The 24,520-nt window shown below is 44.1% G+C and carries 21 protein-coding genes and 2 pseudogenes; 5 read left to right on the top strand and 18 right to left on the bottom strand.

Going from position 1 to position 24,520, the window contains the following annotated elements; all coding sequences use genetic code 11:
- Positions 1-111: 111 nt before the first annotated feature.
- Together folE2 and QMZ64_RS13635 are read left to right on the top strand one after the other, a co-directional pair.
- On the top strand, positions 112-1,014 hold the full coding sequence (gene folE2, locus QMZ64_RS13640) for a GTP cyclohydrolase FolE2 (RefSeq protein ID WP_301441374.1): 903 nt from the start codon (positions 112-114) through the stop codon (positions 1,012-1,014).
- A 135-nt stretch (positions 1,015-1,149) separates the two neighbouring features.
- Positions 1,150-1,413 carry an ArsR/SmtB family transcription factor gene (locus tag QMZ64_RS13635; RefSeq protein ID WP_265627849.1) on the top strand — a complete coding sequence of 88 codons (264 nt, stop codon included), beginning with the start codon at positions 1,150-1,152 and terminating at the stop codon, positions 1,411-1,413.
- A 29-nt stretch (positions 1,414-1,442) separates the two neighbouring features.
- Here QMZ64_RS13635 and QMZ64_RS13630 read toward each other — a convergent pair whose 3' ends face one another.
- Positions 1,443-2,108, bottom strand: coding sequence for a DJ-1/PfpI family protein (locus QMZ64_RS13630; RefSeq protein ID WP_265627609.1), 666 nt, complete (start codon positions 2,106-2,108; stop codon positions 1,443-1,445).
- 125 nt (positions 2,109-2,233) lie between these two features.
- Here QMZ64_RS13630 and QMZ64_RS13625 point away from each other — a divergent pair, with 125 nt between their 5' ends.
- On the top strand, positions 2,234-3,148 hold the full coding sequence (locus QMZ64_RS13625; RefSeq protein WP_265627610.1) for a LysR family transcriptional regulator: 915 nt from the start codon (positions 2,234-2,236) through the stop codon (positions 3,146-3,148).
- A gap of 29 nt (positions 3,149-3,177) precedes the next feature.
- Here the strand turns inward: QMZ64_RS13625 and QMZ64_RS13620 are convergent, their stop codons facing one another.
- From QMZ64_RS13620 to QMZ64_RS13575, 10 genes are all read right to left on the bottom strand, one after another.
- On the bottom strand, positions 3,178-5,067 hold the full coding sequence (locus tag QMZ64_RS13620; RefSeq protein ID WP_301441373.1) for an ABC-F family ATP-binding cassette domain-containing protein: 1,890 nt from the start codon (positions 5,065-5,067) through the stop codon (positions 3,178-3,180).
- An 82-nt stretch (positions 5,068-5,149) separates the two neighbouring features.
- Positions 5,150-6,574, bottom strand: coding sequence for an SLC13 family permease (locus tag QMZ64_RS13615; protein ID WP_265627612.1), 1,425 nt, complete (start codon positions 6,572-6,574; stop codon positions 5,150-5,152).
- Positions 6,575-6,744: 170 nt separating this feature from the next.
- A complete protein-coding gene (locus QMZ64_RS23340) occupies positions 6,745-7,146 on the bottom strand; it encodes a methyl-accepting chemotaxis protein (RefSeq protein ID WP_411801679.1) in 402 nt (133 codons plus the stop codon).
- A 465-nt stretch (positions 7,147-7,611) separates the two neighbouring features.
- Positions 7,612-9,069 (bottom strand): benzaldehyde dehydrogenase, encoded by a 1,458-nt coding sequence (gene yfmT / locus QMZ64_RS13605; RefSeq protein ID WP_265627614.1) that lies wholly within the window; start codon positions 9,067-9,069, stop codon positions 7,612-7,614.
- Positions 9,070-9,569: 500 nt separating this feature from the next.
- Positions 9,570-10,331: a class I SAM-dependent methyltransferase gene (locus tag QMZ64_RS13600; protein ID WP_265627615.1), complete on the bottom strand. Its 762-nt coding sequence runs from the start codon at positions 10,329-10,331 to the stop codon at positions 9,570-9,572.
- A 220-nt stretch (positions 10,332-10,551) separates the two neighbouring features.
- Entirely contained in the window at positions 10,552-11,169 is a 618-nt protein-coding gene (locus QMZ64_RS13595) for a GNAT family N-acetyltransferase (protein ID WP_265627616.1), read from the bottom strand.
- On the bottom strand, positions 11,163-11,450 hold the full coding sequence (locus QMZ64_RS13590; RefSeq protein WP_265627617.1) for a hypothetical protein: 288 nt from the start codon (positions 11,448-11,450) through the stop codon (positions 11,163-11,165). Before QMZ64_RS13590 ends, QMZ64_RS13595 begins: the two co-directional genes overlap by 7 nt.
- 102 nt (positions 11,451-11,552) lie before the next feature.
- Positions 11,553-12,488: a class I SAM-dependent methyltransferase gene (locus QMZ64_RS13585; RefSeq protein WP_265627618.1), complete on the bottom strand. Its 936-nt coding sequence runs from the start codon at positions 12,486-12,488 to the stop codon at positions 11,553-11,555.
- Positions 12,489-13,213: 725 nt separating this feature from the next.
- Positions 13,214-13,933 (bottom strand): YebC/PmpR family DNA-binding transcriptional regulator, encoded by a 720-nt coding sequence (locus QMZ64_RS13580; protein ID WP_265627619.1) that lies wholly within the window; start codon positions 13,931-13,933, stop codon positions 13,214-13,216.
- A gap of 111 nt (positions 13,934-14,044) precedes the next feature.
- On the bottom strand, positions 14,045-14,962 hold the full coding sequence (locus QMZ64_RS13575) for a DMT family transporter (RefSeq protein WP_483298501.1): 918 nt from the start codon (positions 14,960-14,962) through the stop codon (positions 14,045-14,047).
- A 191-nt stretch (positions 14,963-15,153) separates the two neighbouring features.
- Here QMZ64_RS13575 and QMZ64_RS13570 point away from each other — a divergent pair, with 191 nt between their 5' ends.
- Positions 15,154-16,803: a CoA-disulfide reductase gene (locus QMZ64_RS13570; RefSeq protein ID WP_265627620.1), complete on the top strand. Its 1,650-nt coding sequence runs from the start codon at positions 15,154-15,156 to the stop codon at positions 16,801-16,803.
- A gap of 252 nt (positions 16,804-17,055) precedes the next feature.
- The gene (locus QMZ64_RS13565; protein WP_265627621.1) at positions 17,056-17,217 is read left to right on the top strand and encodes a hypothetical protein; all 162 of its coding nucleotides are present in this window, start codon (positions 17,056-17,058) and stop codon (positions 17,215-17,217) included.
- A gap of 435 nt (positions 17,218-17,652) precedes the next feature.
- Here QMZ64_RS13565 and QMZ64_RS23335 read toward each other — a convergent pair.
- The 7 genes and pseudogenes from QMZ64_RS23335 to QMZ64_RS23330 all read right to left on the bottom strand — a co-directional run.
- A pseudogene (locus tag QMZ64_RS23335) lies at positions 17,653-17,994 on the bottom strand (nuclear transport factor 2 family protein); the annotation flags it as partial.
- Positions 17,995-18,078: 84 nt separating this feature from the next.
- Entirely contained in the window at positions 18,079-18,201 is a 123-nt protein-coding gene (locus QMZ64_RS13560) for a PhrK family phosphatase-inhibitory pheromone (protein ID WP_265627622.1), read from the bottom strand.
- The gene (locus QMZ64_RS13555) at positions 18,198-19,310 is read right to left on the bottom strand and encodes a Rap family tetratricopeptide repeat protein (RefSeq protein WP_265627623.1); all 1,113 of its coding nucleotides are present in this window, start codon (positions 19,308-19,310) and stop codon (positions 18,198-18,200) included. The genes QMZ64_RS13560 and QMZ64_RS13555 overlap by 4 nt, the downstream gene beginning before the upstream one ends.
- 273 nt (positions 19,311-19,583) lie before the next feature.
- Positions 19,584-20,432: a PRD domain-containing protein gene (locus QMZ64_RS13550; protein WP_145929731.1), complete on the bottom strand. Its 849-nt coding sequence runs from the start codon at positions 20,430-20,432 to the stop codon at positions 19,584-19,586.
- A gap of 29 nt (positions 20,433-20,461) precedes the next feature.
- A complete protein-coding gene (locus QMZ64_RS13545; RefSeq protein WP_301441381.1) occupies positions 20,462-21,928 on the bottom strand; it encodes a glycoside hydrolase family 1 protein in 1,467 nt (488 codons plus the stop codon).
- Between the two features lie 5 nt (positions 21,929-21,933).
- Positions 21,934-23,799, bottom strand: coding sequence for a beta-glucoside-specific PTS transporter subunit IIABC (locus QMZ64_RS13540; RefSeq protein WP_301441372.1), 1,866 nt, complete (start codon positions 23,797-23,799; stop codon positions 21,934-21,936).
- Positions 23,800-24,052: 253 nt separating this feature from the next.
- Positions 24,053-24,157: pseudogene (locus QMZ64_RS23330) on the bottom strand (hypothetical protein); the annotation flags it as partial.
- Positions 24,158-24,520: the final 363 nt, after the last annotated feature.

Below are 24,520 nucleotides of genomic sequence, written 5' to 3'. Positions count from 1 at the left end.
ATCATTTCGATTTAAATTGCATGCTTTAGACATGACCACTTGATTTTATCACAGCATTCCCTCAAAATAAATAGGAACTATTTCGATTTACTACAGAAAGGGGTCTCATCAATGGAACGCAAACTGCATTTGCCCGCAAAACCCGAACGCCACCGCCGCTTCGGATCTGTCGAAGCCGTGAAAGGAATAAAACCGACCGCTAAAGAACAGATGAAGGATATTCAAAACACACCGGACGACTATTTTTTTGACATTGACCATGTCGGTGTCTCAAACGTTTCGCATCCGATTTTGATTGCCTCCTCGCTCAAGCCGTTCACACAAACGACGATCGGCGCTTTTTCCTTTACGACGAGCCTTGCGCGCGACCGCAAAGGAATCAATATGAGCCGCCTGACAGAACAGCTGCAGCGCTATCACGAAGCAAACTGGACGGTTGACGTCCATACACTGAAAGATTTTGCAAAGGATTTAGCCGACAATATGGCACAGCAAAGCGCATCCGTCTCCGTCAGTTTTCCATGGTATTTCGAACGCATCAGCCCGGAAACCAAATTGTCCGGACTGATGCACGCCGATATTCATATGACAGTTTCTTATCATGAAAATAAAGGCTTTTCACAAACCGCCGGCATCACCGCCCATGTGACGACGCTCTGCCCGTGTTCAAAAGAAATCAGCGAATACAGCGCCCATAACCAGCGCGGCATGATCAAGATCACCGCGCATATCAATGAACAGGCGGAGATGCCGGACGATTTCAAAACCGAGCTTCTTGCCGCAGCGGAAACGAACGCAAGCGCAAAGCTCCATCCCGTCTTAAAAAGGCCCGATGAAAAGAGAGTAACTGAACAGGCTTATGAGAATCCAAGATTTGTAGAAGACGTCATCCGCTTAACGGCTGCTGACTTATACGAAATGGACTGGATCTCCGCCTTTGAGATCGAATGCCGGAACGAAGAATCGATTCACATGCATGATGCCGTGGCACGGCTGTCGTTTTCCAAAATATAAATTAAAAAGAGCTGCCGGTTTTTCCGGCAGCCTCGATCCTTATGCAGCTTTCGATTGATTCAGGGCCTGGCTGTTTTTAAACAGGAGCATTGAAAAAAGGTATAATACCGATGTAAACAGACAAACCGCCCTGACATCAGTTTATCCGCTGTTCTTTACGCCCTCAGTGATCAAATCATAAAAAATCTCGCAGAAGCCGGCGAACAATCGTGCAGCGCTGTCAGCGTCCCCATTCCGAAATCAACCCTGTCTCATCACTTTAAAGTCCTTAGGGAATCGGGAGTCATTCATACAAGAATAGAAGGAACACAACGGTTTATTTCGCTTCGCCAAGAGGACTTGGACAGCCGTTTTCCGGGGTTGCTTCAAATCGTTTTACAGGCAGACGAACCGTTGTAAGCTGCCGGGTTCTTCCCGGCAGCTTCGACTTATTTCTCTTTCCGCACGTATTCAATATCATTCCGATACTGGCTGTACCCCTCTTGATACTCCATAACCCGCGCCGTTTCTTCTATGAAGCTTTCATCATACCCCGCTCTTCTCAATAAGTGAAAGCCCATTTCCATGCCTGATGCAATTCCCCCGGCGGTGATGATTCGTCCGCTGTCGACGATTCTCGCCCGGCTGACGCGGCAGGCCGGCGCGATGTCCGCCAAGCGGTCGATCGGAACTTGCCCCATCTCTGACGCCTCAAGCCGATCCGGCTCTTTCCGGCTTGTGGCAGAAAGCCCGTCTAAGAGCCCCATCCGTCCGTAAATCCATGAACCTGTACATACGCTCACCAAAATCGTCGACTCAGGCAGAGAGCGGATAAACTGATGCAGCCGTTTGTTGTTGGTCTCCTGTCGTGTGCCGAAACCGCCCGGAATTAGGAAAGCATCCATATCAGGCTGGTCATTGAAACTGTAATTCGGATGAACGATAAGCCCGGCTTGCGTCTGAACCGGTTTCATCGCATCCGCCACAAGAAAGGCGTCCAGTTCAGGATCGAGCCTCCTCGCCACTGAAAACACTCCGTACGGGGCAGCATAGTCGATAATTTCAGCATCCTTGAAAATGTACACACCAAGTCTGAAACCTCTCGTTCTTTTCATTGTTTTCCTCCTCAATTTTTCTTTTATTCTTGCAAAACCTACGATATCATGGAGTGAACCATTTTACTTATGAATGATTACGATAGAAACCATTTCGATTTTCGATAACAAGGAGATGACAAGCTATGATTGAGCTTTTAGAGGGTAAATTTTTTAAAACCTTCATCGCAGTCATGGAAGAAAAAAACTTCAGCCGCGCCGCTGATCGGCTGGGGTATGTACAGTCGACAGTCACCAGCCATATTCAGCTTTTGGAACAGGCTTGCGGACAGCGTTTGTTTCACCGGCTGTCAAGAGGTGTGAAGCCGACACCGGCAGGTTTGAAGCTAAGCAAATATGCCTATCAATTTATTCATTTAGGCAGCACCTTGGAAGAAGCGATGAATGAACTGGATCAGCCGCAAGGAACCGTCCGCATCCGGATGCAGGAATCGTTTTTTCTGACGCGCACGGCTCCCCTGATCCAGGATTTTCTTAAAGAATATCCAAAGATCAGATTACAATTGGAAAGCGGGTTCCAGCACGATATCGTTCAGCAGGTGCTGAACCATGCCGTCGATTTCGGAATCGTACCGCAAAATCCGAATAGGCCCGACATCCTTTTTACCCCTTTGCTCGAAGAAAAGCTGGTGTTCATCGCTTCCAATGATCTCGCTGAAAAGGTTGAATCTGAGAGCCTTGGCGCTCTTAGCCGCGAAACATTCATCAGCTTCGGCACAAGCTGCGTCTACCACACAAAAGCGGGCAGATTATTGCAAGAAGCCGGAATTGAAGGAAACAGCGCCATGGAATACCCAAGCATCGCCATGATCAAACAGGCGGTAAAATGCGGAATCGGCTTTGCCTTCATTCCGGAAATCGCCGTCAAACAAGAACTTGAAGCCAAACAATTCAAACTGCTGCCTGTGACTGCCCCGATTGTCTCCACGCACGGGCTCATCGTCCATCAAGACAGGGAGCTGAGTCTGGCGGCGTCTTTATTAAAGGAAAAAGTAACCGGCGATTTTTGTAACAAAGCTGAAAAAAGCCCGGCAAATTAAAAACTGCCGGGGTTACCCGGCAGCATCCATTACGATTGTTCAAGCTCTTCGATCATCAGCGACAGCTCGGTCCAGCGCTCCATCGCCTCTTCAAGCTCCTCGGCTGTTTTGTTTTGCTCTTCCATCAGCGTCTGAATTTTGGCGAAGTCGCTTCCCGCAGCGGCGATTTCCTCTTCAAGCCGTTTATGTTTTTCTTCCAGAGCGGCGATTCTGTCTTCGATGCCGTCCCATTCCAGCTGATCTTTATACGACAGCTTTTTCCTTTTCTTTTTCTCAGGCTTCACAGGTTCTGTCGTTTCTTGAGAAACCTTCTGGCGGCCGATGTCCTTTTGCTTCTCCATGTATTCGCTGTATGACCCGTGAAAGCGCGAGACGGCTCCGTTGCCTTCAAACACAAGCAGGCGGTCAATGACACGGTCAAGAAAATAGCGGTCATGGGATACCGTCACAACAACGCCGGGAAACTGTTCTAAGTAATCTTCCAGCACCCCGAGCGTCTCCGTGTCCAGATCGTTTGTCGGCTCATCGAGAAACAGAACGTTCGGCTCCTCCATCAGCACTTTCAGCAAATACAAACGCCGTTTTTTGCCGCCGGAGAGCTTGTGGATAAAGTTGCGCTGCACACGTCGCGGAAAGAGGAACCGTTCCAGCATCTGCTCGGCGGTGATGACTTGGCCGTCAGCCGTTTTGACGATTTCAGCCGTCTCTTTGATATATTCGATCACATGCAGCGAATCATCCATTTCACTGTGGTCCTGCGTATAATAGCCGATTCGGACCGTCTGGCCGATCGTGATGCGGCCCGCATCAGGCTCAACACGCCCGGCAAGCGCGTTTAACAGCGTCGTTTTGCCGATTCCGTTCGGCCCGATGATGCCGATTCGGTCTCCCGGGATGATCAGCTCATCGAATGATGTGACAAGCTGTTTCCCGCCGCGGCTGATTTCAACGGTTTCAGCCTCGATCACCTGCTTTCCGAGGCGGTGGGAGCCGATCGCAAAATCGAGTGTCGAGCCCGATTCCGGCGCATCCTGCTCTTTCAGTTCTTCCACGCGCTGAATTCTCGCTTTCTGTTTTGTCGAACGGGCCTTTGCTCCCCTTCTGAGCCAGGCAAGCTCCCTTCTCAACAGGTTTTGCCGCTTCGTTTCGTTTTGCTCGGCGAGCGCTTCCCGTTCAGCCCTCTTTTCTAAAAACACTTCATAATTCCCTTTATACGTATAAAGATGGCCGCGATCAAGCTCATAAATCCGGTTTGTCACCCGGTTGAGGAAATAGCGGTCATGGGTGACGAGCACGACTGAACCCGGATATCCGCTCAAATAGCCCTCAAGCCATTCGATCGTTTCATTGTCAAGATGGTTTGTCGGCTCATCCAAAATCAAAAGATCAGCCGGCTGGATGAGTGTTTTGGCAATCGCGACGCGCTTTTTCTGTCCTCCGGAAAGGTGTCTCACTTCTTTTGTCACATCGGCGACACCGAGCTTTGTTAAAATCGTTTTCGCCGCCGTGTTCGCGTCCCAGGCATCGTGTGCATCCATTTTGGCCTGGGCGCCCAGGAGGTTTTCCTGCTTTTTCGGAACAGCGGGAGACGCATTCAGTTCCTGCAGGGCTTTCTCATACGTCCGCAGCACGCGCATCATCACGGAATCGCCTGAATAGATGTGCTCCAGCACCGTTTCAGACCCGTCCAAATCGGGATCTTGATCAAGATACTCGATTTGCAGGGTGCCCGGTTTCGTGATCTCTCCTTTTTCCGCTGATTCAAAGCCGGCGATCACTTTCAGCAGGCTGCTTTTTCCGGTCCCGTTCGGTCCGATCAAGCCGATTCGCTCGTTTTCTTCAATATGAAACGATATATGATCAAATAATGTCTTGTCTCCGTATGTTTTATATAAACCTTTAGCCTTAAAAATACTCATGTATTCTACCAATCCTTACGTAATGTCATACCATTATTTTAATGTAGTTGATAAAAGAAAACTAGTGAGAGGTTTACAAGTTTTACTGCAAGATGGCCGGAAGCCAAAAATAAACGCTGATGACGATGATCAACACACCGGCAATATTCAGCCAAAACCCCGCCCTGATCATATCCTTCAACTGCAAAACATTAGCGCCAAACACTGCCGCGTTCGGCGGAGTAGAGATCGGGAGCATGAAGGCGCAGGATGACGCGAGCGCGGCTGCGGCCATCAGCCCGTACGGCTCGACTTGAAGCGCGGCCCCCAAGCCGACGGTCATCGGAATCACCATATTGGCAACAGCCGTATTGGACATGATCTCGGTCATGAATAAAATCGCCGCTGTTAACACGATCAGCACAAACAAATATGGATGGCCGTCCAACAGCTTGAGCTTATCGCTGATCCATGCCGTTAAGTTGGTAGCCGAAAATGCCGATGCCAGCGACAGTCCGCCGCCAAACAAGAGAAGCAGTCCCCAAGGCAGCGTCTGCATATCCTTCCACTCCAAAATCCGCTCACCTCTGGCGCTTGGAATTAAAAACAGCAAGACCGCTCCCAAAATCGCGATCGATGTGTCTGACAGCTGAAACGGGAATAAAAATTTGAACATCCATAAAAAAGCGGTCGCCAAAAACACGGAGAATACCGATTTTTCCTCCTTCGTCATCGCGCCGAGCGCTTTCAGATCCTGATCGATAAACCCGGGCTTTTTGCCTGAAAAACGGCTGACTTTAAACTGCACCTTCGTTAAATAAAAATAGAGAATGATCAAAAAAAGAACGGAAACCGGAAAACCGAACAAAAACCATTCAAAAAACATAATTTCGCGGTGCAGCATTTGTCTGGACATCGCCGCAAACACGGCGTTCGGCACCGATCCGACCAATGTGGCGAGACCGCCGATCGATGCCGCATAAGCGACAGCTAATAAAATGCTTTTGCTGAACTTTTGCAGGGAATCCCCTTTTAAAATCTCTTTTTCCTGCACTTCTTTGATGATGGCGAGCGCGACCGGAAGCATCATCAGCGCTGTGGCGGCATTGGAAATCCACATCGATAAAAACGCCGTCGAAAGCATCACCCCAAGCACGATCCGATGGCTTTCCGCCCCGATCCGCTTTAAAATATGCAAGGCCATCCGCTTGTGAAGATTCCATTTTTCAATCGCGATGGCAATGATGAAGCCCCCCATGTACATAAAAACGATCGGGTCGCCGTATGCCTTGGCCGTCGTTTCCATATCCAAGCCGCCCAATGTGGGCAACAAAATGATGGGCATTAATGAGGCGGCCGGAATCGGCACGGCTTCCGTGATCCACCAGACGGCTGTCCATACCGTCACAGCGAGAACGACCCGCGGTGCGTAAGCGAGCTCCGCCTCGGGCATCAGGCCAATGATCAGCAAAAACCCGATCGGCCCCAATAATAATCCGGCTAGTTTCGTTGGTGTATATACGTTCATATATCCCTTCCTCCCCCTTTGAAAGCGATTTCCGTTATCACTTTCGATTTGGGTTGGAAAAATTCCTCTAAAAAATTTAAAATAAAATTTTAATTATTGGAAGGGATTGCAAGAAAGAAATTCACAAAAAGCCGTAAAAAAAGCCGCCTGGATCGGCAGCTTTCGTTTCTTTAGTCTTCAAATTGATGTTCAGCCATTTTCGCGAGGTTTTGTGCATTGCTGCTGATTTCCTGCATTGTTGCGGAAATTTGCTCGACACCTGCTGCCTGGCCGCTTGTATGTTCATTGATGACTTCAATTGACTGTTCAAGGTCTTTTAATAATGCATGGATCTTTTTGGTGATTTGATCAATTTGGCCGACGTTTTCTTTTGAATGTGTCGCAAGCTTTCTGATCTCATCGGCTACGACGGAGAACCCTTTTCCGGATTCACCCGCTCTCGCCGCTTCGATCGCCGCATTCAGCCCCAAGAGATTGCTTTGGTCTGAGATGCCTTTGACGGTGACGGAAATTTTTTCGATTTCGCCGGCGCTTTCGCTTACTTCTTTCGCCTGTTTGGAGATATCAGACATTTGGCCGGAAAATCCGCTTACGGATTCAGCGATATCCTGAATTGCTGATGCCGTCTGTTCGACGATGACGGATAAACTCTCGGCGACGCGGTGCAGCTGGTCCGATTTTTCCAGGCTTGTGCCGAGTCCGACGCCGCCGATGACCCTTCCATTCTCATCATGCAGGGGAATCGCTCTGGCGGCAAGCGGGAAGCCAAACAGCTCCTTTGGCACCATGCTTGTTTGCTTTTTATTTTGGCGGATAGCGTCTGTGATAATGTCCCCTTCCTGCAATGGGTCGCCTGGTTTGACATTCAGGGAAAAGGTCTTGCCGGGAATATTGATGATCAGCTTTTCTGTATCATAAATGCCTACTGTCACATCATCCTGGATCAGCTGATTCAGGAATGGCGCGACTTTGACAAAAGCATCCAGAAGAGGATGGATGTCTGTTTTGACTGCTTCGCTCATGTTTCAAACCTCCTGTTAATATGGGAAAACCCGTTTTTGATGCTGGATGGAGATCCACTTTAACGTCGTGAACTCTTCCAGGCTCCATTCGCCGTTCAGCCTGCCGAGCCCTGATTGTTTTTCGCCGCCGAAAGCGACATGCGGCTCATCGTTGATCGTCGTGTCATTGATATGAATCATGCCCGTCTCAATCTGCTGGGCAATGGCCACGCCGCGCTCCACATTTCCTGTATGTAAGGCGCCGCTCAGCCCAAATGGGGTATCATTTGCGATCTGAATCGCTTCTTCCTCTGTCTCAAACGGCATGACGCATACAACCGGACCAAACAGCTCTTCTTTCGTAATCGAAATGCCGGGCTTCACATCCGTCAAAATCGTCGGTTCGACGAGATTGCCTTTGATTTCGCCTTGGATCAGCGGGACGGCCCCCTCTTCGATCGCTTTTTCAACAGCTTTTCTTAAAAGTTCCGCCTGGCGTTCATGAATGACGGGTCCGATAATCGTTTCAGGATCCATCGGATCACCTGTCTTAAGAGCAGATACCTTTTGATAAAACGACGTTAAAAACTCTGGATAGACCTCTTTTTGCACGAGAATCCGGTTGGCTGACATGCAGATTTGCCCCTGATGTGTGAAGCGGCTGAAAGCCGCGGCATTGACGGCGTATTCCAAATCGGCATCCTCAAGAACGATCAAGGCGCTGTTTCCGCCCAGCTCAAGCAGCGGTTTTTTAAAATGTTTAACAGCCAGCTGGCCGATATGGCTGCCGACCTTTGTTGATCCGGTAAACGAGATGATTCTCGGAATCGGATGCTCAACAAAGCTGTCTCCGATTTCTGCGATATCCGTTACAACGACATTCAGCAGGCCTTGCGGGAGTCCGGCTTCCTCGAAAATCTTGGCAATCAATGTGCCTCCGCAGATCGGCGTCTCCTCATGAGGCTTTAACACAACGCCATTTCCCGCCCCAAGCGCCGGGGCCACCGATTTGACGGATAAAAAGAACGGAAAATTAAACGGGCTGATGACACCGACCACACCGGCTGGAATCCGGTAAAGCCGATTCTCTTTTCCGTCAACCGGTGAAGGGAGAATTTTGCCCTCCATTTTGAGCGGGAATCCTGCTGCTTCTTTGATCATATTGATGACGAGATCAATTTCAAACGCCGCTTTCAGTCTTGTTCCGCCAAGCTCATCCATAATCAGATACACAATGGCTTCTTTATGTTCTTCAATATAAGCGGCGGCTTTTTCTAAAATCGCCCTTTTTTCATACGGGCCGACGCGATCCCATTGCTTTTTCGCCTCCAAAGCTGACTTGTAAGCCTCATCAACATCTCCAGGTGTCGCCTTGCGAAACGTTGTGATCGTTTTACGGGTAAAAGGATTAAGATCGTCCAGCATGCTTTCGCTGCGGCCGTCTCTCCATTCCCCTCCTATGTATTGGCGGTTGAGGTCATGTATTTGAAACATTCGGGGCATCTCCTCTCATACAATTTTGGGAAAAGTTAGACTACAATATATGTATCGGCATTCTTGCAAAAATATTCAATCTCATAGGTCTTTAGGCATAAAAAAAAGATTTTACCGCACGATTTCGGTAAAATCCGGTTGATCAGTAAAATTCTTTTTTTTGATTAGTTCAATAACTTTTTTCTTTCACTGAGATGCTCTCATTGTCGCCGATGTCTATATGACAGATGCCCTTCTTTCACCGCTTGGGCAACGACAGTTTCAGCAACGCTCTTAAACGTTTTGCAATTCTGCAACTGTAGGATCTAGTATTTTCAACCGTATAGCTGAGACATGTTTTTTAGTGACGGCTTTCGCTTAGGAACTGTACTCTCAAGGCTCCTCACAGATTACTTTAGAAAATGTGACCTTTTCGATTGGATATGTAATACCATTGTGGCAGCAGCAAAGACGCAACTCCTTCATACAGCAAAACCTTGTTTTAGTCTTAAACAGTACTCTTACTCCTTCGTTTCTGCTTCAAAAGTGATCACCTCATGTGGTTGTTTAGGGTACCTTTCATAAACATAACCTGAAGAGCATGTAATATTGACAAAACCGATTTTTTTTAATAGCAATTTAAATTCATTGATCCCATACCAGCTTAATTTAAATTCTTGCAATTCCGTATCCATTAATCTTCCATCTTTCCACTTTTCATACTTTAAATAGGTTAAAGTCGTTTGATTGATCCAATCTATTTTGATGGCTTTACTTTCAAGTGTCATTCCTTCACCATTCGGTAACGAAAATGATTCTGTTACAATCTTCCACGGTTTAAAATGATTGGGCAATAATAAATCAACAATAATCCGTCCGCCAGCTATCAAATGATTCTTAAAATTTCTTAATGTCTGTACAGAAGCCTCTCTGTCATCAATCAGACAAAAAGATCCAGTCGGCATAACAACTGCTTCATATTTATGAGATAGGGAAAAATTTTCGAGCTTTCCTTCATATAAATTTGGATTTAAGTTCCGTTTTTCACACCGTTGTTTACAGGAATGCAACATCTCTTTAGAACAGTCTATCCCATCTACCGTAAAACCTTTTTCCAATAGCGGAATGAGAAATCGACCAGACCCAACTCCAGCTTCTAACACTCTGCCATTGACCGTACTTAATCGTTCTACGTAGTATTCAATGTCACCGTTAATCGATTGTCCCACTGGTTTTGTAAAATCATAAAGCTCTGTACTTAGTTTTCCGTAATAGCTAAACATAACGACCAACTCCACCTCATTACTTTACTCCTTGTAATTTCGGGTTTTACCAACTTACGCGTGGCTGATCTTTCGTCCGTATAACTAGAGTAGCTTTGTAGAAAGGCTAACAAAAAAGGAAATAATTGTATTTTCCTGCGGTTTAATTCATTTTTTGGTTTCTCTAAACGCCTATTCCATCATTATTCTCAATCATCAATAGCATTTTCTGCTAAATCAATCACATTTCTTTGAGCATAAACACTTGTTCCAAGGAAATGCCTTCTGGAGTTAGCATTTCTTTAAAACCAGTTTCTTTTAAAATCTGTACTAGTTGAACATTTTTACTTGGCAAATTATAAGTAGCGATGCGAATATCTATAAAAGCATTCTCTAATAATATTTCATTTAAAATCCTTTTCAAGACAAGCAGTTGTTGTTTTTCAGTCGGGCTAACTGCACATTGATATAATATAATAGAACTTAATTTGTGCTCTTGATCAAGCTTTTTCTGATATAAAGCATACCCAATCACTTCATCATTCTCATTTTTGGCAATCAGGGCCTGACCATTTTGAATGAGATTCCAATTTGTTTTCCATGGAACATAAAAGTCATAGAATGAAATATTTCTTACGTCGAGTGAAACCGCATGCTCTATGCGATAAAGGGAAGTGTCAGCTCGTAAAAATTCCGTGCTGTTAACTCCATTTAGCTCTAAAAACAGCAAACGATCTACTGCCTGATAACCAAAATTTTTATATAAACGTATCGCTGGTTCATTCACTCGAAAAGCTTCTAAACTTGCAATATCAACTCCTTCCCTTTTATAAAGATTGATCGATTCTTCCATTAACATTCTTGAAATACCTTTCCCACAATAAGCAGGTATAACGTTTGTTCCTCCATTCCACGCCCACTTTTTTCACCTAAAACCTTTATCCCATTCATTAGAATACCAACTGGAGCCCCATTATCATAAGCAATAAAAGAGTATTCAGGGGATAACTCGTCAAAACCAAGTTTGAACGCAAACTGTTTCAAGGACATTTGCACATTTGCATAATCAGAAAAACCGAGGTTCCATACATAATGTGCGTCTTTAAAAGGACAATATTTCATTAGCTTAATTTCAACCATTAGACCTCTCCTCAATTAGATTTCAAGTATCCATAGGTACATGAGGGATAAACTGATCGCCGATGAAACGAAGTCCCCATGCTTTATTATTAAGTCTGGCATTCATTTCACTCGAATCACTTTTGTCGCATGCTGCATATTTTTCACAATGAAATTTCGGTCGGCATGTAATATCACTTGTTCTATAAAAGGAAGACTCGGGGCATAAATAAAACTCCCTCCTAATTTTAACGATTTTAATATCTCCATATATTTCTCAGCGTACTTTTTATAATCTCCATCTAACCTCAAATGATGATGGATAAAATGATTGGAAAACGCCATATGGGAAATGATGGTCCCCCAAGTATTCGGTGTAAACTTATATTCAAACCAATTCGCTTTATGTAAACCGGCTATATTCTCAACATTCCTGTCAATTCCGTATGATTCAACGGCATTTTTTCTGAGAAAACGAACAAGACTGGCTTGTTGGCCGCAGCCAATGTCTAGGAGAGGTGTTTTAATTGCCGATAAGTTGATATTAAATAATCTCATTTGCAAATCAGAAGTATATTCACTGCATTCTACTGCAAATACATTAGGGTTTTCTTTATACTTTTTAAAAATTTCTTCGCCATTTGAATCTAATAAAAACGTTTGCAAATTTTTGTAGTGGGACGAGAATAATTGTTCAATATCTTGATTAGATATTTCTTCTTGCTTCCCCATCAAATAAACTCGTTTTAATAAATCGCTGTACATTTTTTGCAGCCTGCGATAATCTTGGCGAGAAAAATCTAAATACTGATTCACTTTGATAAATAATTGAATCGTTTGATCCGACATGTCATTCGCTAGCAGCTGAAGCGTACCAGCCTCATGTGTTTGTTGTAAAAATTTTACGATGTCATGACTTCTTCGTTTTAAAAAATCTGTCGTTTCTTTGGAAGGGGATAAGGCTAAACGACCATTTGCAAACTCATAAAAAAGACTTTGGCTTTGGTTATGGCGCACCTGTTGTTCGATTACGTCCTTAAAATCCGTTAAAGTCAACATCTTTCTCCTCCTTTTTTTCACAATTTAAGCAGCTTACTGCCATTTCTAGACTTCGTGTAATTGAATCAGTGTTAATGGATAATTTTCATTATTGACAAATGGCTTAAAACATCTAACTCCCCCTACCTTAAGATTTAAAAGACCATTGACACGACATTGTTTTTGCGTTATATTATAATTGGGTTATTTTTATATTAATATAATTAAATTAAAACACTTAATAGTTTACTTTTTTTCTCTTTAATTGTCAAATTACTTCCACCTTTTAAAACAGCATTTTATAAGATAACAAAAACATGTGATGATAGGGTTCTCTACTAGGGGGAGTCCTTTTTTTATTTCAAATAAGAGATTAAATGAATCAAAGGCGGTTCCAGTCTACCCCACCCATCTAGGAGATCCATCATAGTCTACAATCTGCAATGAAAGAAGTGCTCCCCACAGACAATATAGAATTATCAGTAGCCATTTGGTCAGTAGAAAAGTCAAGTTGAAAACACGTAAAGACTATTAAAGAGACTATATTAATTTGTCTTGGCAATCCAAGATATTTAAGTAACCCAGGGAAATTTTTTAATATCACGCTGAAATTTTTTCTGAATTCTCAGGCTCAAGCCTGGGGTTTTTTCTTTCGCTAAAAACTCAGTTATAAAAAAACCCCGTAAATGTAAGATCATCGTCTAACATTTACGGGGCCGTTCATTTCAGGCGGTTTGCTTTTTCGTTTAAGCGCCTAAATCAACATTATGGTAGACTTGCTGCACATCCTCCAAATCTTCCAGCGCATCGATCAGCTTTTCAAACTGCGCCTGCGCGTCTTCCGGAAGTGTGACATCGTTTTGCGCAAGCATTGTCAGCTCTGCGACGGTGAATTCTTCAATACCGGCGTTTTTCAGCGCTTCCTGCACGGCATGGAACTGATCAGGCTCGGCATAGACGATCACCGCATCGTCTTCTTCTAAAATATCGCGGACATCGATATCCGCTTCCATCAACAGCTCGAGCGTTTCATCAGCCGTTTTCCCCTCAAAGCCGATGACGGCCGTCGGATCAAACATGTATGCGACAGAGCCGCTCACACCCATATTGCCGCCGTTTTTGCCGAATGTGGAGCGCACATCCGCCGCCGTCCGGTTGACATTGTTCGTCAAGGCGTCAACGATCACCATCGCTCCGTTCGGTCCGAATCCTTCATAGCGAAGCTCGTCATAGTTTTCTTCAGAACCGCCCTTCGCCTTTTCAATCGCCCGCTCGATAATCGCTTTCGGGACATTGTATGTTTTGGCGCGCTCAAGCACGAACTTCAGCGCCTGGTTTGCCTCAGGATCGGGCTCTCCCTGCTTTGCCGCCACATAGATTTCACGGCCAAACTTGGCGTAAATCCGGCTTGTATTGGCATCCTTCGACGCTTTCTTTTCTTTTATATTGTTCCACTTACGGCCCATGATACTACCACTCTCTTTCAACATTGAATTCACAAAATCTATTATACCGCAGCACTGGACGAATTCATTATATTGATGCATCAAATTTGCGACATTTTATTGGAAATCCTGCTAGGATGCGAGATGTTGGCTATCCTTTTGCGTTTCTTTCTTCAAAACCGTGACAAAAATGCCGCCAATCACAAACGCCACACCGAGCAAATGGATGAAGGTGAACTGCTCCTTGAGAATGATCCCTGACAGCACGACGGCTGAAACAGGCAGCACAGAAGTGAAAATTCCGGAAACGCCGGCCGGCACCTTTGTCACCCCACTGTACCATAAGTAGAAAGCAAGCACCGTGACGATCAGCGCATAATACAGCACATATGACCAATCAATGAGTCCCGGCGCACTAAAGTTGAACGATAGCGCTTCGTAAGCCGCAAACGGCAGAAAAAATAAAAACCCGAAAAGCGAGACAAACGTCGAAATCGCCAATGCGGAAATGTGAGGCGACAGCATTTTCGCCAGCAGTGTAAACAGCGCTTCACCAACAACAGCCGCGGCGACCAGAAGATTTCCTAGCAAAGCGTGCGGATTGCCTCCTTCTTCGCCCGCCCCAAACAGATTGATCGTCATCACACCCATAACAGCGAGCACGATCCCAAGCGCCATCCGCTTCTCTATTTTCTCTTTCAACAAAAAGAAAGCCAAAATCCCGACCGCCATCGGCGTGGTGCTTGTAATGATCCCGCTTTCCATCCCCGTCGTCATGCCGACGCCGTAAAGCAGACAGATGCTGAACAAAAAAACACCTGTAAAAGACTGCATCAGCAAAACAAAAAAATCTTTTTTCGTTAGAGCGGGAAAGCCTTTTTCAAAACAAAACAAGAGGATCACCAACACAATAGCAGCGACCATAAACCTGAGTCCTGACGACAGAAACACCGGAATCGTTTCCACCATCAGCTTGCCGACGACGACCGAGCTGCCGACGATCGCCATCGCAAGAGCGAGCGATATGTAAGCCGCAAGTTGATTTCTCATCATTCTTCTCCTGTCTTTTATTGTCGATAAAAAACCGTTAATCAACAGTCTATCAAAATTTCTAACAATTTTGTCATAATTTTTATTTTTTTAGGACAACCATCATAAGTCACAATAATGTAACTTTTTTTGTCGAGAAAAACATCTATAATACATATAGGGGTATATGTATATAAAAAGGAGTGTTTACATTGAATAAAAAGATCGTCATCATCGGCGGTGTTGCCGGAGGTGCAACAACCGCCGCCCGCTTAAGAAGATTAGATGAACAGGCCCACATCGTCCTTTTTGAAAGAGGTGAATATATTGCTTTTGCAAATTGCGGACTTCCGTATTACATCGGCGAAACGATCAAAAGCCGTGAGAAGCTTCTCGTGCAAACCGCAGAAGGCATGAGCAAAAAATTCAACTTGGACATTCGAATCCGGAGCGAAGTCGTAAAAATCAACCGTGACAAAAAAACGGTGACCGTCAACGATTTGGCTGCTGACCAAATATATGAAGAAAACTATGACACACTTGTGCTTTCACCTGGAGCAAAGCCGATCGTCCCGCCGATTCCCGGATTAGCGGAAGCGGACAATTTGTTTACGCTTAGAACGATTCCCGATACCGATCAGATCAAAAACTATATAGACAGCCACAACCCCAAAAAAGCCGTCGTCATCGGAGGCGGATTTATCGGTCTGGAAATGGCTGAAAATCTCGTCGGCCGCGGTATACATGTGACGCTGGTCGAAATGTCTGATCAAGTCATGGCGCCGCTCGATTACGAAATGGCAGCGGTCATTCACAAGCATCTTCATGAAAAAGGCGTCACCCTCATATTGAAGGATGGCGTTCAATCCTTCAGTGACAAAGGAAAAAAAGTCATTTTATCGAGCGGAAAGGTCATTGACCCTGATTTCACCGTCTTATCCATCGGCGTCACCCCGGAAAATGCGCTCGCCGTTGAGGCGGGACTGCGGATCGGACCGCGCGGGGGCATTCAAGTCAATGAAAAGCTGCAGACAAGCGATAAACACATTTATGCGATCGGCGATGCGATTGAAACAGCCGATTATGTCCATCAGCAGCCGGCTTTCATCCCTTTAGCAGGCCCCGCAAACCGCCAGGGCCGGATTGCGGCGAACAATATTTACGGCAAACAGGAAACATACAAAGGCACATTGGGAACTTCGATTGCCAAAATCTTCGATCTGACGGCTGCCGTCACAGGCAGCAATGAAAAAACGTTAAAACAACATGGCATTGATTACAAAGTCGTCCATATTCATCCCGCGTCACACGCCGGTTATTATCCGGGAGCGTCTCAACTGGCCTTAAAAATCATCTTCAGTCCGCACGACGGCATGATCTACGGAGCTCAGGCCATCGGTAAAGACGGTGCGGACAAACGGATTGATGTAATCGCCACCGCAATGAAAGGCGACCTGACCGTATTTGAATTAACAGAACTTGAACTCGCCTATGCCCCTCCATTCTCATCGGCGAAAGACCCCGTTAATATGGCGGGCTATGTTGCTTCTAATATGGTGGAAGACGGATTGGAGACGGTGCAGTGGCACGAAATTGACAAAATTGTTGAAAGAGGCGGCTTCTTGATCGACGTCCGGGAACCACACGAAAGAAAAGCAGGCTATATTAAAGGATCCGTTAACATCCCATTAGGCGAAATCCGCGATCGTCAGGACGAAATTCCGAACAATCAACCAATTTACGTTGCCTGCCAAGTCGGGCTGAGAGGCTATCTCGCCGCACGAATCCTCCTTGGCTCCGGCTATCGAGCGATCAATCTAGACGGCGGCTGGAAAACCTACTCTTATGTAAATCAGGCATAGCGGGACAGGCCTTTCTTAATGGAAAGGCTCTGCTATCCCCCTTCTGTTGTGCTACATCAATCTGCTGATCGCTCTGGATGGGCCCTTTGAATCGTCATTTTAAAACACACATGACCATTTCAAAGTATCACTGTGCTGGAAGATAAGCACTGAACACATTTACAACAACATTTATTCACCGATTTCCTCATAACAAAGCTAAACTAACACATCCTACAGGTATACAAATCATCATCGAAAGGAGATTGTCCTATGAATAAAAACGACCTTCAGGAATGCATCACCGAATGCGAAAGCGCCCTGACCCATTTGCATCACGCATTAAACAAGGTTCATGACCAAGCAAAGCCAAAGATGGAGCATGCGGTAAAAGACTTGAAAGAATGTGTGGCGGAATGCCGGAGTCATTTGTAAAAGCGGTGTCCCTGCTTATTGCAGGGACTTTTTCTGTAAGGCTGAGGCTAAAGGATACTGATGAGATTTAGTCATGGACTAGAATAATAGGCTCCTAAGAGAATAGAAGAAAAGGGTGTCTGGATTCAGGCATCTTTTTCTTCGTATCCCTGCATAACCAATCATAGAAAGACCTAGCTATGTTAAGGTAATAAGTAAAGAAACTTCTATGCAATAGATTCACTTTAGAAAGGAATCAAAATAATGGTGATATTTGAAACGATCATAGGCTACGTTTGTTTCCTCATTGTTAATGTCCTTTATGATACTTACATAAGAAAAGGAAAATCTCATTTTGGTCACTTAGCTATCGTCTCATTAGTCCAAACAATGATTGCGTTGGGCATATACTTCATTTTTTGAAGGTTTACAGATGATGTTAAACTGCCTGCATAATTAATTCAAAAAGGATGTCTGAGGACAAGGCATCCTTTTCACATTGTATGAATATTTTATTGGTGTCCCTTGATGAAAACACATTCTCCACCCGCTTCCAGATTGAACTGCGCAGCATCTCTGCTTTCTCGTTTCATCCTTTAAACGGTATGTCGCAAGCACAACACCATCCGTCAAAGGATGGACGGCAAAATCAGCGATCGTCATTTTTCTCACACTGATCCCTTCGGTGTCGACGCGATCCTTATTAAACCAGATATCTCCTGAACTGCCAAACTCGAAAAAATCACCTGCCAACAATACCGAAAGTTGTCCCGGCGAGGAGCAAATTTCCGGCTTTAATTAGGTTCGTATCAATGTTTTTGAAGATTGATCTTTCAATTATCTTCCTCTTTTACAATAAAAAAAGAAGCCCTAAAAAGGACCTCAACCTCCAACAGGCAATTCTGCTACTTGAACACTGTCTGACGCCATATTGTGGCTTTGGGATAAAGCAGCTCCGCCAAAGACCACGGCTGTTAACGCTAAGCAAAGAATGATTTTTTTCATGACAATACCTCACTCCCTAATGATCTCATTTTGTTTTCGGCTTTCATGAATATTTTAACAAATTCCAGCGCTTCCTTGAAATCTCCTTTTTTCTCAAAATAGCTTGAGATGAGCAAAGAAAGGTCGCAAACCCCGTCTAAATCATTCATCTCGTCCAAGGAATCGATGTCGTCTTTGATGCTTTTTACGTTTTCATGGCAATACAGCTCATAAATAATATTTATTTTCTTTTCATAATGCTTATTCCCGTTTTTCTTTAATTCCTCCTGTCCTTTTTTATAATAGAACAGGGCCGCTTCTGTTTCGCCGATTTTGAAAAACTCTCTGATCAGCATGTAAAGCGAGTTGATATAGTAGCTTGACTCGCACCATTCGGCGTTGCTCAAAGCATGCTGGACGGCGAGAATGCATTCCTGAGACCGGCCGGAATTGGAATACAGAATGCTGATATTGTGATGAAGCATCGCCTCTAAAAACGAATCGTCGATCTTTTTGGAAATTTCAATCGATTCTTCAAAGTACTTCTCCGCATCTTTAAAGCGCTGCATCTGCATGTAATTTGTCCCCATCACAACCTGGGAAATCGCCAGCTTTTTTTCGTACCCGTCATGCATTTTGTAAATATTCATCGCGTCTCTCGCATAATTGAGAGAAACCGCATTTTGCCGGAGAGACATATACAGCCAGGACACTTTAAAATAAAACTCGGCCGCTTCGATCTGATCGGGCACCTTCGCCAGTTTTTTCTCGGCAACCTTGTACAGGCTGATCGCCCGCTCAACATTCTTGTTGTACGCTTCATGCATCGCCTCAAAAAAGTAGAAATAATAATCGATCATATGATCCGTCTGCTCGATGCACTCGATCTGCGAATCATTAAAGTAAGACTCCCGCGGCAGCCGCTCTCCCCTCGCATCATAAAGCATCATCCGGTACCGCTCCTCAAGAAGCGAAAAATAAGCCAGCACATTCTGATCCTCTTCCATCTCGGAAAACATCGACTTCGCCTCATCAAAAAGATGCTTTGCCTGCTCAATATCGTGCTTTTTAATGGCCAAATGGAATTCGTTCAATACCCCCGCAACCACCTCTGAAGCGACCTTGCTCATGCCGAACCCCCTCTTTCTCTTTAAGATTGTTCTCTATCTGTAACATGATCTTATCACACGTGTAAATTTTTGTAATGACCTTTTGTCAATTAGTGTTCTGTTTTTGTCAACAATTCGATATGAGACCTTTCTCTAAGGAGGAAAAAGCCTTTTGTTGTCAATTTTAACTGTTGGTATAGATCAATCAACTCATCTGGCCTATAAACAGAAATGCTCCTTCTTTTTCAAAAACAAGAAACCACTCGCCTTCCACAAAGGCAAGTGGTTCTTCATTTATTTTAATTGCTGATAAGAAATCAAGCGATGAATATGGACTCCCAAGTATGTTAGTTCATCGTTCGGAATGACGATTCCGTGTACCTGTTTGATATAATCTTTGATTTTGAAAGCTACATCCATTGCTTGCGGATATAAATTAGCAATTTGCTCAAACAATTCATTCTCCTGATCTGCCAACAATTTATCAGCGTAAAATCTTTCAACGAAAAATTTAACATGTGTGATAAATCGGCTGTAATGAATATTTTCTTGATCTAATTTCATGTTTAATGTGTAACGGACAAGATTGACAATGCTCCCGATCATTTTTGCATACTTCATTCCATTTTTAGATTCTGTTTCTTCACCTAATGCATTAATTAAGTGGAACGCAATATTTGCCGCTTCCTCTTTCGGCAATTGGATCCCCAGTGTTTCATTGATGAGCTGCAGCGCATAATTCCCTGCCTCAAACTCTTCCGTATAGTAGTTTTTAATTTCCCAGTAGACGCGATTCGTAATATTGATGTTCTTTTTATAACGCTCTACTGCAAAATTCAAGTGATCCATTAATGTGAAGTATACGCCGGAATTTAGCTTTGTTTTTAATTTTTCTTCTGCATAATGAACAATTTGCTGTGTCAATTCAATAAATTCTTGCGGTATTGAATCCAACAGTTGGAGAAATTCCTTTGCCTTTATATTGTCTACTGGCATAAATACTTGATCAGCCTGTTTTTCTTCAATCATATTCCCCGGCTTTTGCCCATAACCGATGCCCCTGCCGCATAAAACCAGCTCCTGGCGGTTCTGATCTACAGCCAGTACCACACTCGAGTTTAAAACCTTTTTTATTTTAAACATCGCCATCACCTTTTCATGAATGCGGTTTTTTAGTCTAATACTTCTCCATTTGACTCGATCACTTTCTTATACCAGTAAAATGAATCTTTACGTGAGCGCTTCAATGTCCCGTTGCCATCGTCATCTTGATCAACATGGATAAACCCATATCGTTTGGACATTTGAGATGTTCCCGCACTAATAATGTCAATGGATCCCCAGCTGGTATATCCGAAGAGATCTACACCTTCTTCAATGGCTTCTTTCATCTGACGGAAATGTTCTCTGAAATAGTTAATACGATAATCATCATGGATCGATCCATCGCTTTCAACAACATCTTTCGCACCCATGCCGTTCTCCACAATAATGAGAGGTTTTTGATAGCGATCATACAATTCAATGAGCGAAATCTTTAAGCCGACCGGATCGATTTGCCAACCCCAATCTGTTGACGGCAAATATGGATTTTTCACACCGCGAATCGTATTGCCATCTGTTTTTTCCAGCCCCTCCTGTGCAGATTCTGTCAGGGACATATAGTAGCTAAACGAAACGAAGTCTACCGTATGTTCTTTCAAAATGGCAAGATCGTCCGCTTCCATCTTAATATTGATATTTTTTCGTTCCAGCATGCGTTTGATCAATGGCGGATATTCGCCAAACACTTGAACATCTGCATAGAAATAGTTATCAAGGTTTTGCTTCAGTGCGCGTTCTACATCATTCGGATGACAAGTGTGCGGATATGTCGTGAGTTTCGTTAGCATACATCCCACCTGACTGCCGGGAATGATGCGATGACAATCTGCAGTCACAAGAGCGGATGCCACAAATTGATGGTGCAATGCTTGATAAACCGTTTCCTCTATTTTCCCTTCAGGACAGCGATCAGGAATGATTCCCGCTGTAATGAAAGAATGGCGATGTATACTGTCAATTTCATTAAAGGTAAGCCAGTATTTTACGACATCTTTATAGCGTTCAAAACACACATTTGCGAACTTCACAAAGAGATCGATCACTTTTCTTTCAACCCATCCGTTGTATTTCACACTAAGTGCTAATGGCATTTCATAATGTGACAGCGTCACGATCGGTTCAATGTTATGTTTTTTCATTTCTTGAAACAGACGATCATAAAACTGAAGGCCTTTCTCGTTCGGCTCAGCTTCTTCTCCTGTCGGGAAAATTCGGCTCCATGCAATCGATATACGCAATGTTTTGAAGCCCATTTCTGCAAAGAGAGCCAAGTCTTCTTTATAGTAATGATAAAAGTCAATCCCTCTGCGCTTCGGATATTTTTTTACGTCCGGGTCTTTCATTGCGCGTTCAATGTTTTCAGAAGTAACAGCAAGGTGTCCTTCGTAATCTTCTACACTCAAATTCGAACGGTACATAGCAATATCTGCAACAGACGGTCCTTTTCCATCAACATTCCAAGCTCCTTCTGCTTGGTTTGCGGCAATCGCACCGCCCCATAAAAAACCTTTTGGAAATCCTTTTGTCTTTGTCATCATGATTACCCTCCTATTTGTGTGACAACCATCAACGTATCTTGACGATTGACCTCTTTTAATTGCGTTACTTTTATATCATATTGATCCGTATTCGTAATAACTGCTAGTGTAACTGGATCATAACCTGCTTCTTTAATTTTTTCTAGATCAAATTGAATGAGCAGATCACCCGCTTTGACTTTGTCTCCTGCTTGCACCAATGGTTTAAAGAACTTGCCCTCTAGCTGAACGGTGTCGATCCCAATGTGGAAAAGAACCTCAACTCCGTTTGCTGTTTTCATGCCGAGCGCATGATTTGTTTCAAAGAGAAGTGAAATCTCGCCATCTACCGGTGCATATAGTTCACCCTTTGAAGGAATAATGGCAATTCCTTCTCCCATTACCTTTGAAGAAAATATGTCATCTTCTACATCAGATAGTGAAATCATTTGACCGATGACTGGACTTTTGAATGTCTCATCTGCGCCAAGTTTTTCAGCGAAAACACCTTGCTCTGCTTCTTTTTCCGTTTCTTCTGTCTTTCGATCTTTTCCTAAAATAAAGGCTGCAGCAAAAGCAACAACAAATGAGATGGCAAAACCGATAACTGCAAACATGAAGTTGCGTGGAAGCTCGTCAGATATGAACATCGACATACTTGCAAGCCCAGGTCCAACAAGAACAAACGCTTGAAGTCCGACAAGTCCAATGAAGATTCCGCCGATGAAAGAACCGATCATGACACTGCTAAGCACACGTTTATTTTGCAGTGTCACCCCGTATAATGCCGGTTCGGTAATCCCAAAGAATGCGGAAATCCCTGCAGAAATGGCAGTTGAACGAAGCACTTTATCTTTTGTACGAAGGGCAATTGCGAAACACGCCCCACTTTCAGCGAGATTGTGTGCAAGTGATGCAGGCAAGTAAAGTGCTTCTTTTCCGAGATTGCCCATTGTTGTTACAGCGTACGGCACCATCGCTTTGTGCATCCCCGATGCGACCATAAATGGAAGGACTGCTGCCAGGATCGCAACCGCAACCCAGCCCACTTTGTCAAACATAGCAAGGATAATTGCTGTGAAGCCTTGCCCAGCTGTAAAACCGATTGGTCCCAGCAGCAGGAGAGTGATCGGAACTGTCATAACCAATGACATCATCGGTACGAAGAAAATTCGAATAGGTTTTGGCGAAATACGAGTAAACCATTTTTCCATCTGTGCATACAACAGAACAGATAAAATCGCTGGAAACACCTGATAGGCATACGCAATATTTTTCAAATCAAATGAAAATAATTGAGCGCCTTCTGTCAGCATAGCCGTCGTGTTTGGCAAAATATGAGCGCCGACTGCCGATAATGCAACAAGCGGATTCACTTTTAGTTTATTGGCTGTCGTCACGGCGACTAGCAATGGCAGGAAGTAAAGCGGCGCATCGCCAACCATATTTAAAATCTGATACGTTTGCCCTTTGGCATCCATTAATCCGAATAACGAGAAGAGAAGGAGAAACGATTTTAAAATCCCTCCGCCCGCAATGGCTGGAACAAGCGGTTGAAAAACACCAACAATGAAGTCTAATAGTACAGTCCCCGCTTTTCGCTTTTCCTTCGGCTGATTGGCAGGCCCGTTTTGTCCAGCAGGTGATCCGCCGAGAAGGCCGGTCACTTTCTCATAGACTTCGATGACATCGTTTCCAATTACAACCTGGCATTGGCCCGACATACGGACAGCGATGACACCCGGTGTTTTCTCAAGCGCCGGTACATCCGCCTTGTTTTGATCAATCAATGTAAAACGGAGTCGTGTCGAACAATGCTCCAAGTGGGCAATATTCTCTTTACCGCCTACATGCTGCAATACGTCTCTTGCTGTTTGTGTGTAATTCACTGTTTCTCCCCCTTTTCTGAAACATGAGACCTATATTTAGGCAATAAAAAAAGGACCTAAACCGACAAATTAAAAAATTTATCGGTTTTAGATCCTGCCTGCATGACCAGTCACATGTCTAATTTATCAATATTGGATTTGATTAAAGTATATATCGGTTTTATGAAAGCGTCAACATTTATTTTATTTTTCTTAAAAAAGTAAATTTCTTGGTCGAATGGCCTACGATTTATTTCTAATAGCGATCATGAAGATCTTTAAGCACCCGCAAATTGCGCGCCAAGGTTACAGGGTTACAAGACACATAATCTGCACGCTTCGGCTTTATCTCAATCATCGTTCGCAGCAAAGCATTATCCGACACAGTTCATCAAGCACGAGAAGTAACGAGCACATTCTAATTCTCAAAACATTGACTTCGCCTGTTCAATATTTATGCTTTTTAATTGCCAAATGGAATCGTTCAACACCCCTGCAACCACTTCTGAACCGACCTTGCTCATGCCGAACCCCTCTTTCCCTTTAAGATTGTTATCTATTATTAAAATGACCTTATCAAATGCGTATTTTTTTATAAATTACCTTTTGTCAATTAGTTGGATAAGATCTGTCAACAGCTTAACCTGGCCCGCAGAGTGAATTTTTAGATTGCTTTTCTTCCTCTATCTATTCTCTTTATATTTAGTCGTTTTAATAAGCGTTCCATAATGGCTCAGAACAG

The organism is Bacillus sp. LB7 (assembly GCF_030449715.1).
Classification (GTDB): Bacteria; Bacillota; Bacilli; order Bacillales; family Bacillaceae; genus Bacillus; species Bacillus paralicheniformis.
Note: the sequence above shows the minus strand (reverse complement) of the source record. Positions and strands in the feature narration are given on the sequence as shown.

Coding starts and splice junctions, on each gene's coding strand:
- folE2 (WP_301441374.1), top strand. CDS start 112: ATGGAACGCAAACTGCATTTGCCCGCAAAACCCGAACGCCACCGCCGC.
- QMZ64_RS13630 (WP_265627609.1), bottom strand. CDS start 2,108: ATGAAAAGAACGAGAGGTTTCAGACTTGGTGTGTACATTTTCAAGGAT.
- QMZ64_RS13625 (WP_265627610.1), top strand. CDS start 2,234: ATGATTGAGCTTTTAGAGGGTAAATTTTTTAAAACCTTCATCGCAGTC.
- QMZ64_RS13620 (WP_301441373.1), bottom strand. CDS start 5,067: ATGAGTATTTTTAAGGCTAAAGGTTTATATAAAACATACGGAGACAAG.
- QMZ64_RS13615 (WP_265627612.1), bottom strand. CDS start 6,574: ATGAACGTATATACACCAACGAAACTAGCCGGATTATTATTGGGGCCG.
- QMZ64_RS23340 (WP_411801679.1), bottom strand. CDS start 7,146: ATGTCTGATATCTCCAAACAGGCGAAAGAAGTAAGCGAAAGCGCCGGC.
- yfmT (WP_265627614.1), bottom strand. CDS start 9,069: ATGTTTCAAATACATGACCTCAACCGCCAATACATAGGAGGGGAATGG.
- QMZ64_RS13600 (WP_265627615.1), bottom strand. CDS start 10,331: ATGTTTAGCTATTACGGAAAACTAAGTACAGAGCTTTATGATTTTACA.
- QMZ64_RS13595 (WP_265627616.1), bottom strand. CDS start 11,169: ATGTTAATGGAAGAATCGATCAATCTTTATAAAAGGGAAGGAGTTGAT.
- QMZ64_RS13590 (WP_265627617.1), bottom strand. CDS start 11,450: ATGGTTGAAATTAAGCTAATGAAATATTGTCCTTTTAAAGACGCACAT.
- QMZ64_RS13585 (WP_265627618.1), bottom strand. CDS start 12,488: ATGTTGACTTTAACGGATTTTAAGGACGTAATCGAACAACAGGTGCGC.
- QMZ64_RS13580 (WP_265627619.1), bottom strand. CDS start 13,933: ATGGGCCGTAAGTGGAACAATATAAAAGAAAAGAAAGCGTCGAAGGAT.
- QMZ64_RS13575 (WP_483298501.1), bottom strand. CDS start 14,962: ATGAGAAATCAACTTGCGGCTTACATATCGCTCGCTCTTGCGATGGCG.
- QMZ64_RS13565 (WP_265627621.1), top strand. CDS start 17,056: ATGAATAAAAACGACCTTCAGGAATGCATCACCGAATGCGAAAGCGCC.
- QMZ64_RS13560 (WP_265627622.1), bottom strand. CDS start 18,201: ATGAAAAAAATCATTCTTTGCTTAGCGTTAACAGCCGTGGTCTTTGGC.
- QMZ64_RS13555 (WP_265627623.1), bottom strand. CDS start 19,310: ATGAGCAAGGTCGCTTCAGAGGTGGTTGCGGGGGTATTGAACGAATTC.
- QMZ64_RS13550 (WP_145929731.1), bottom strand. CDS start 20,432: ATGTTTAAAATAAAAAAGGTTTTAAACTCGAGTGTGGTACTGGCTGTA.
- QMZ64_RS13545 (WP_301441381.1), bottom strand. CDS start 21,928: ATGACAAAGACAAAAGGATTTCCAAAAGGTTTTTTATGGGGCGGTGCG.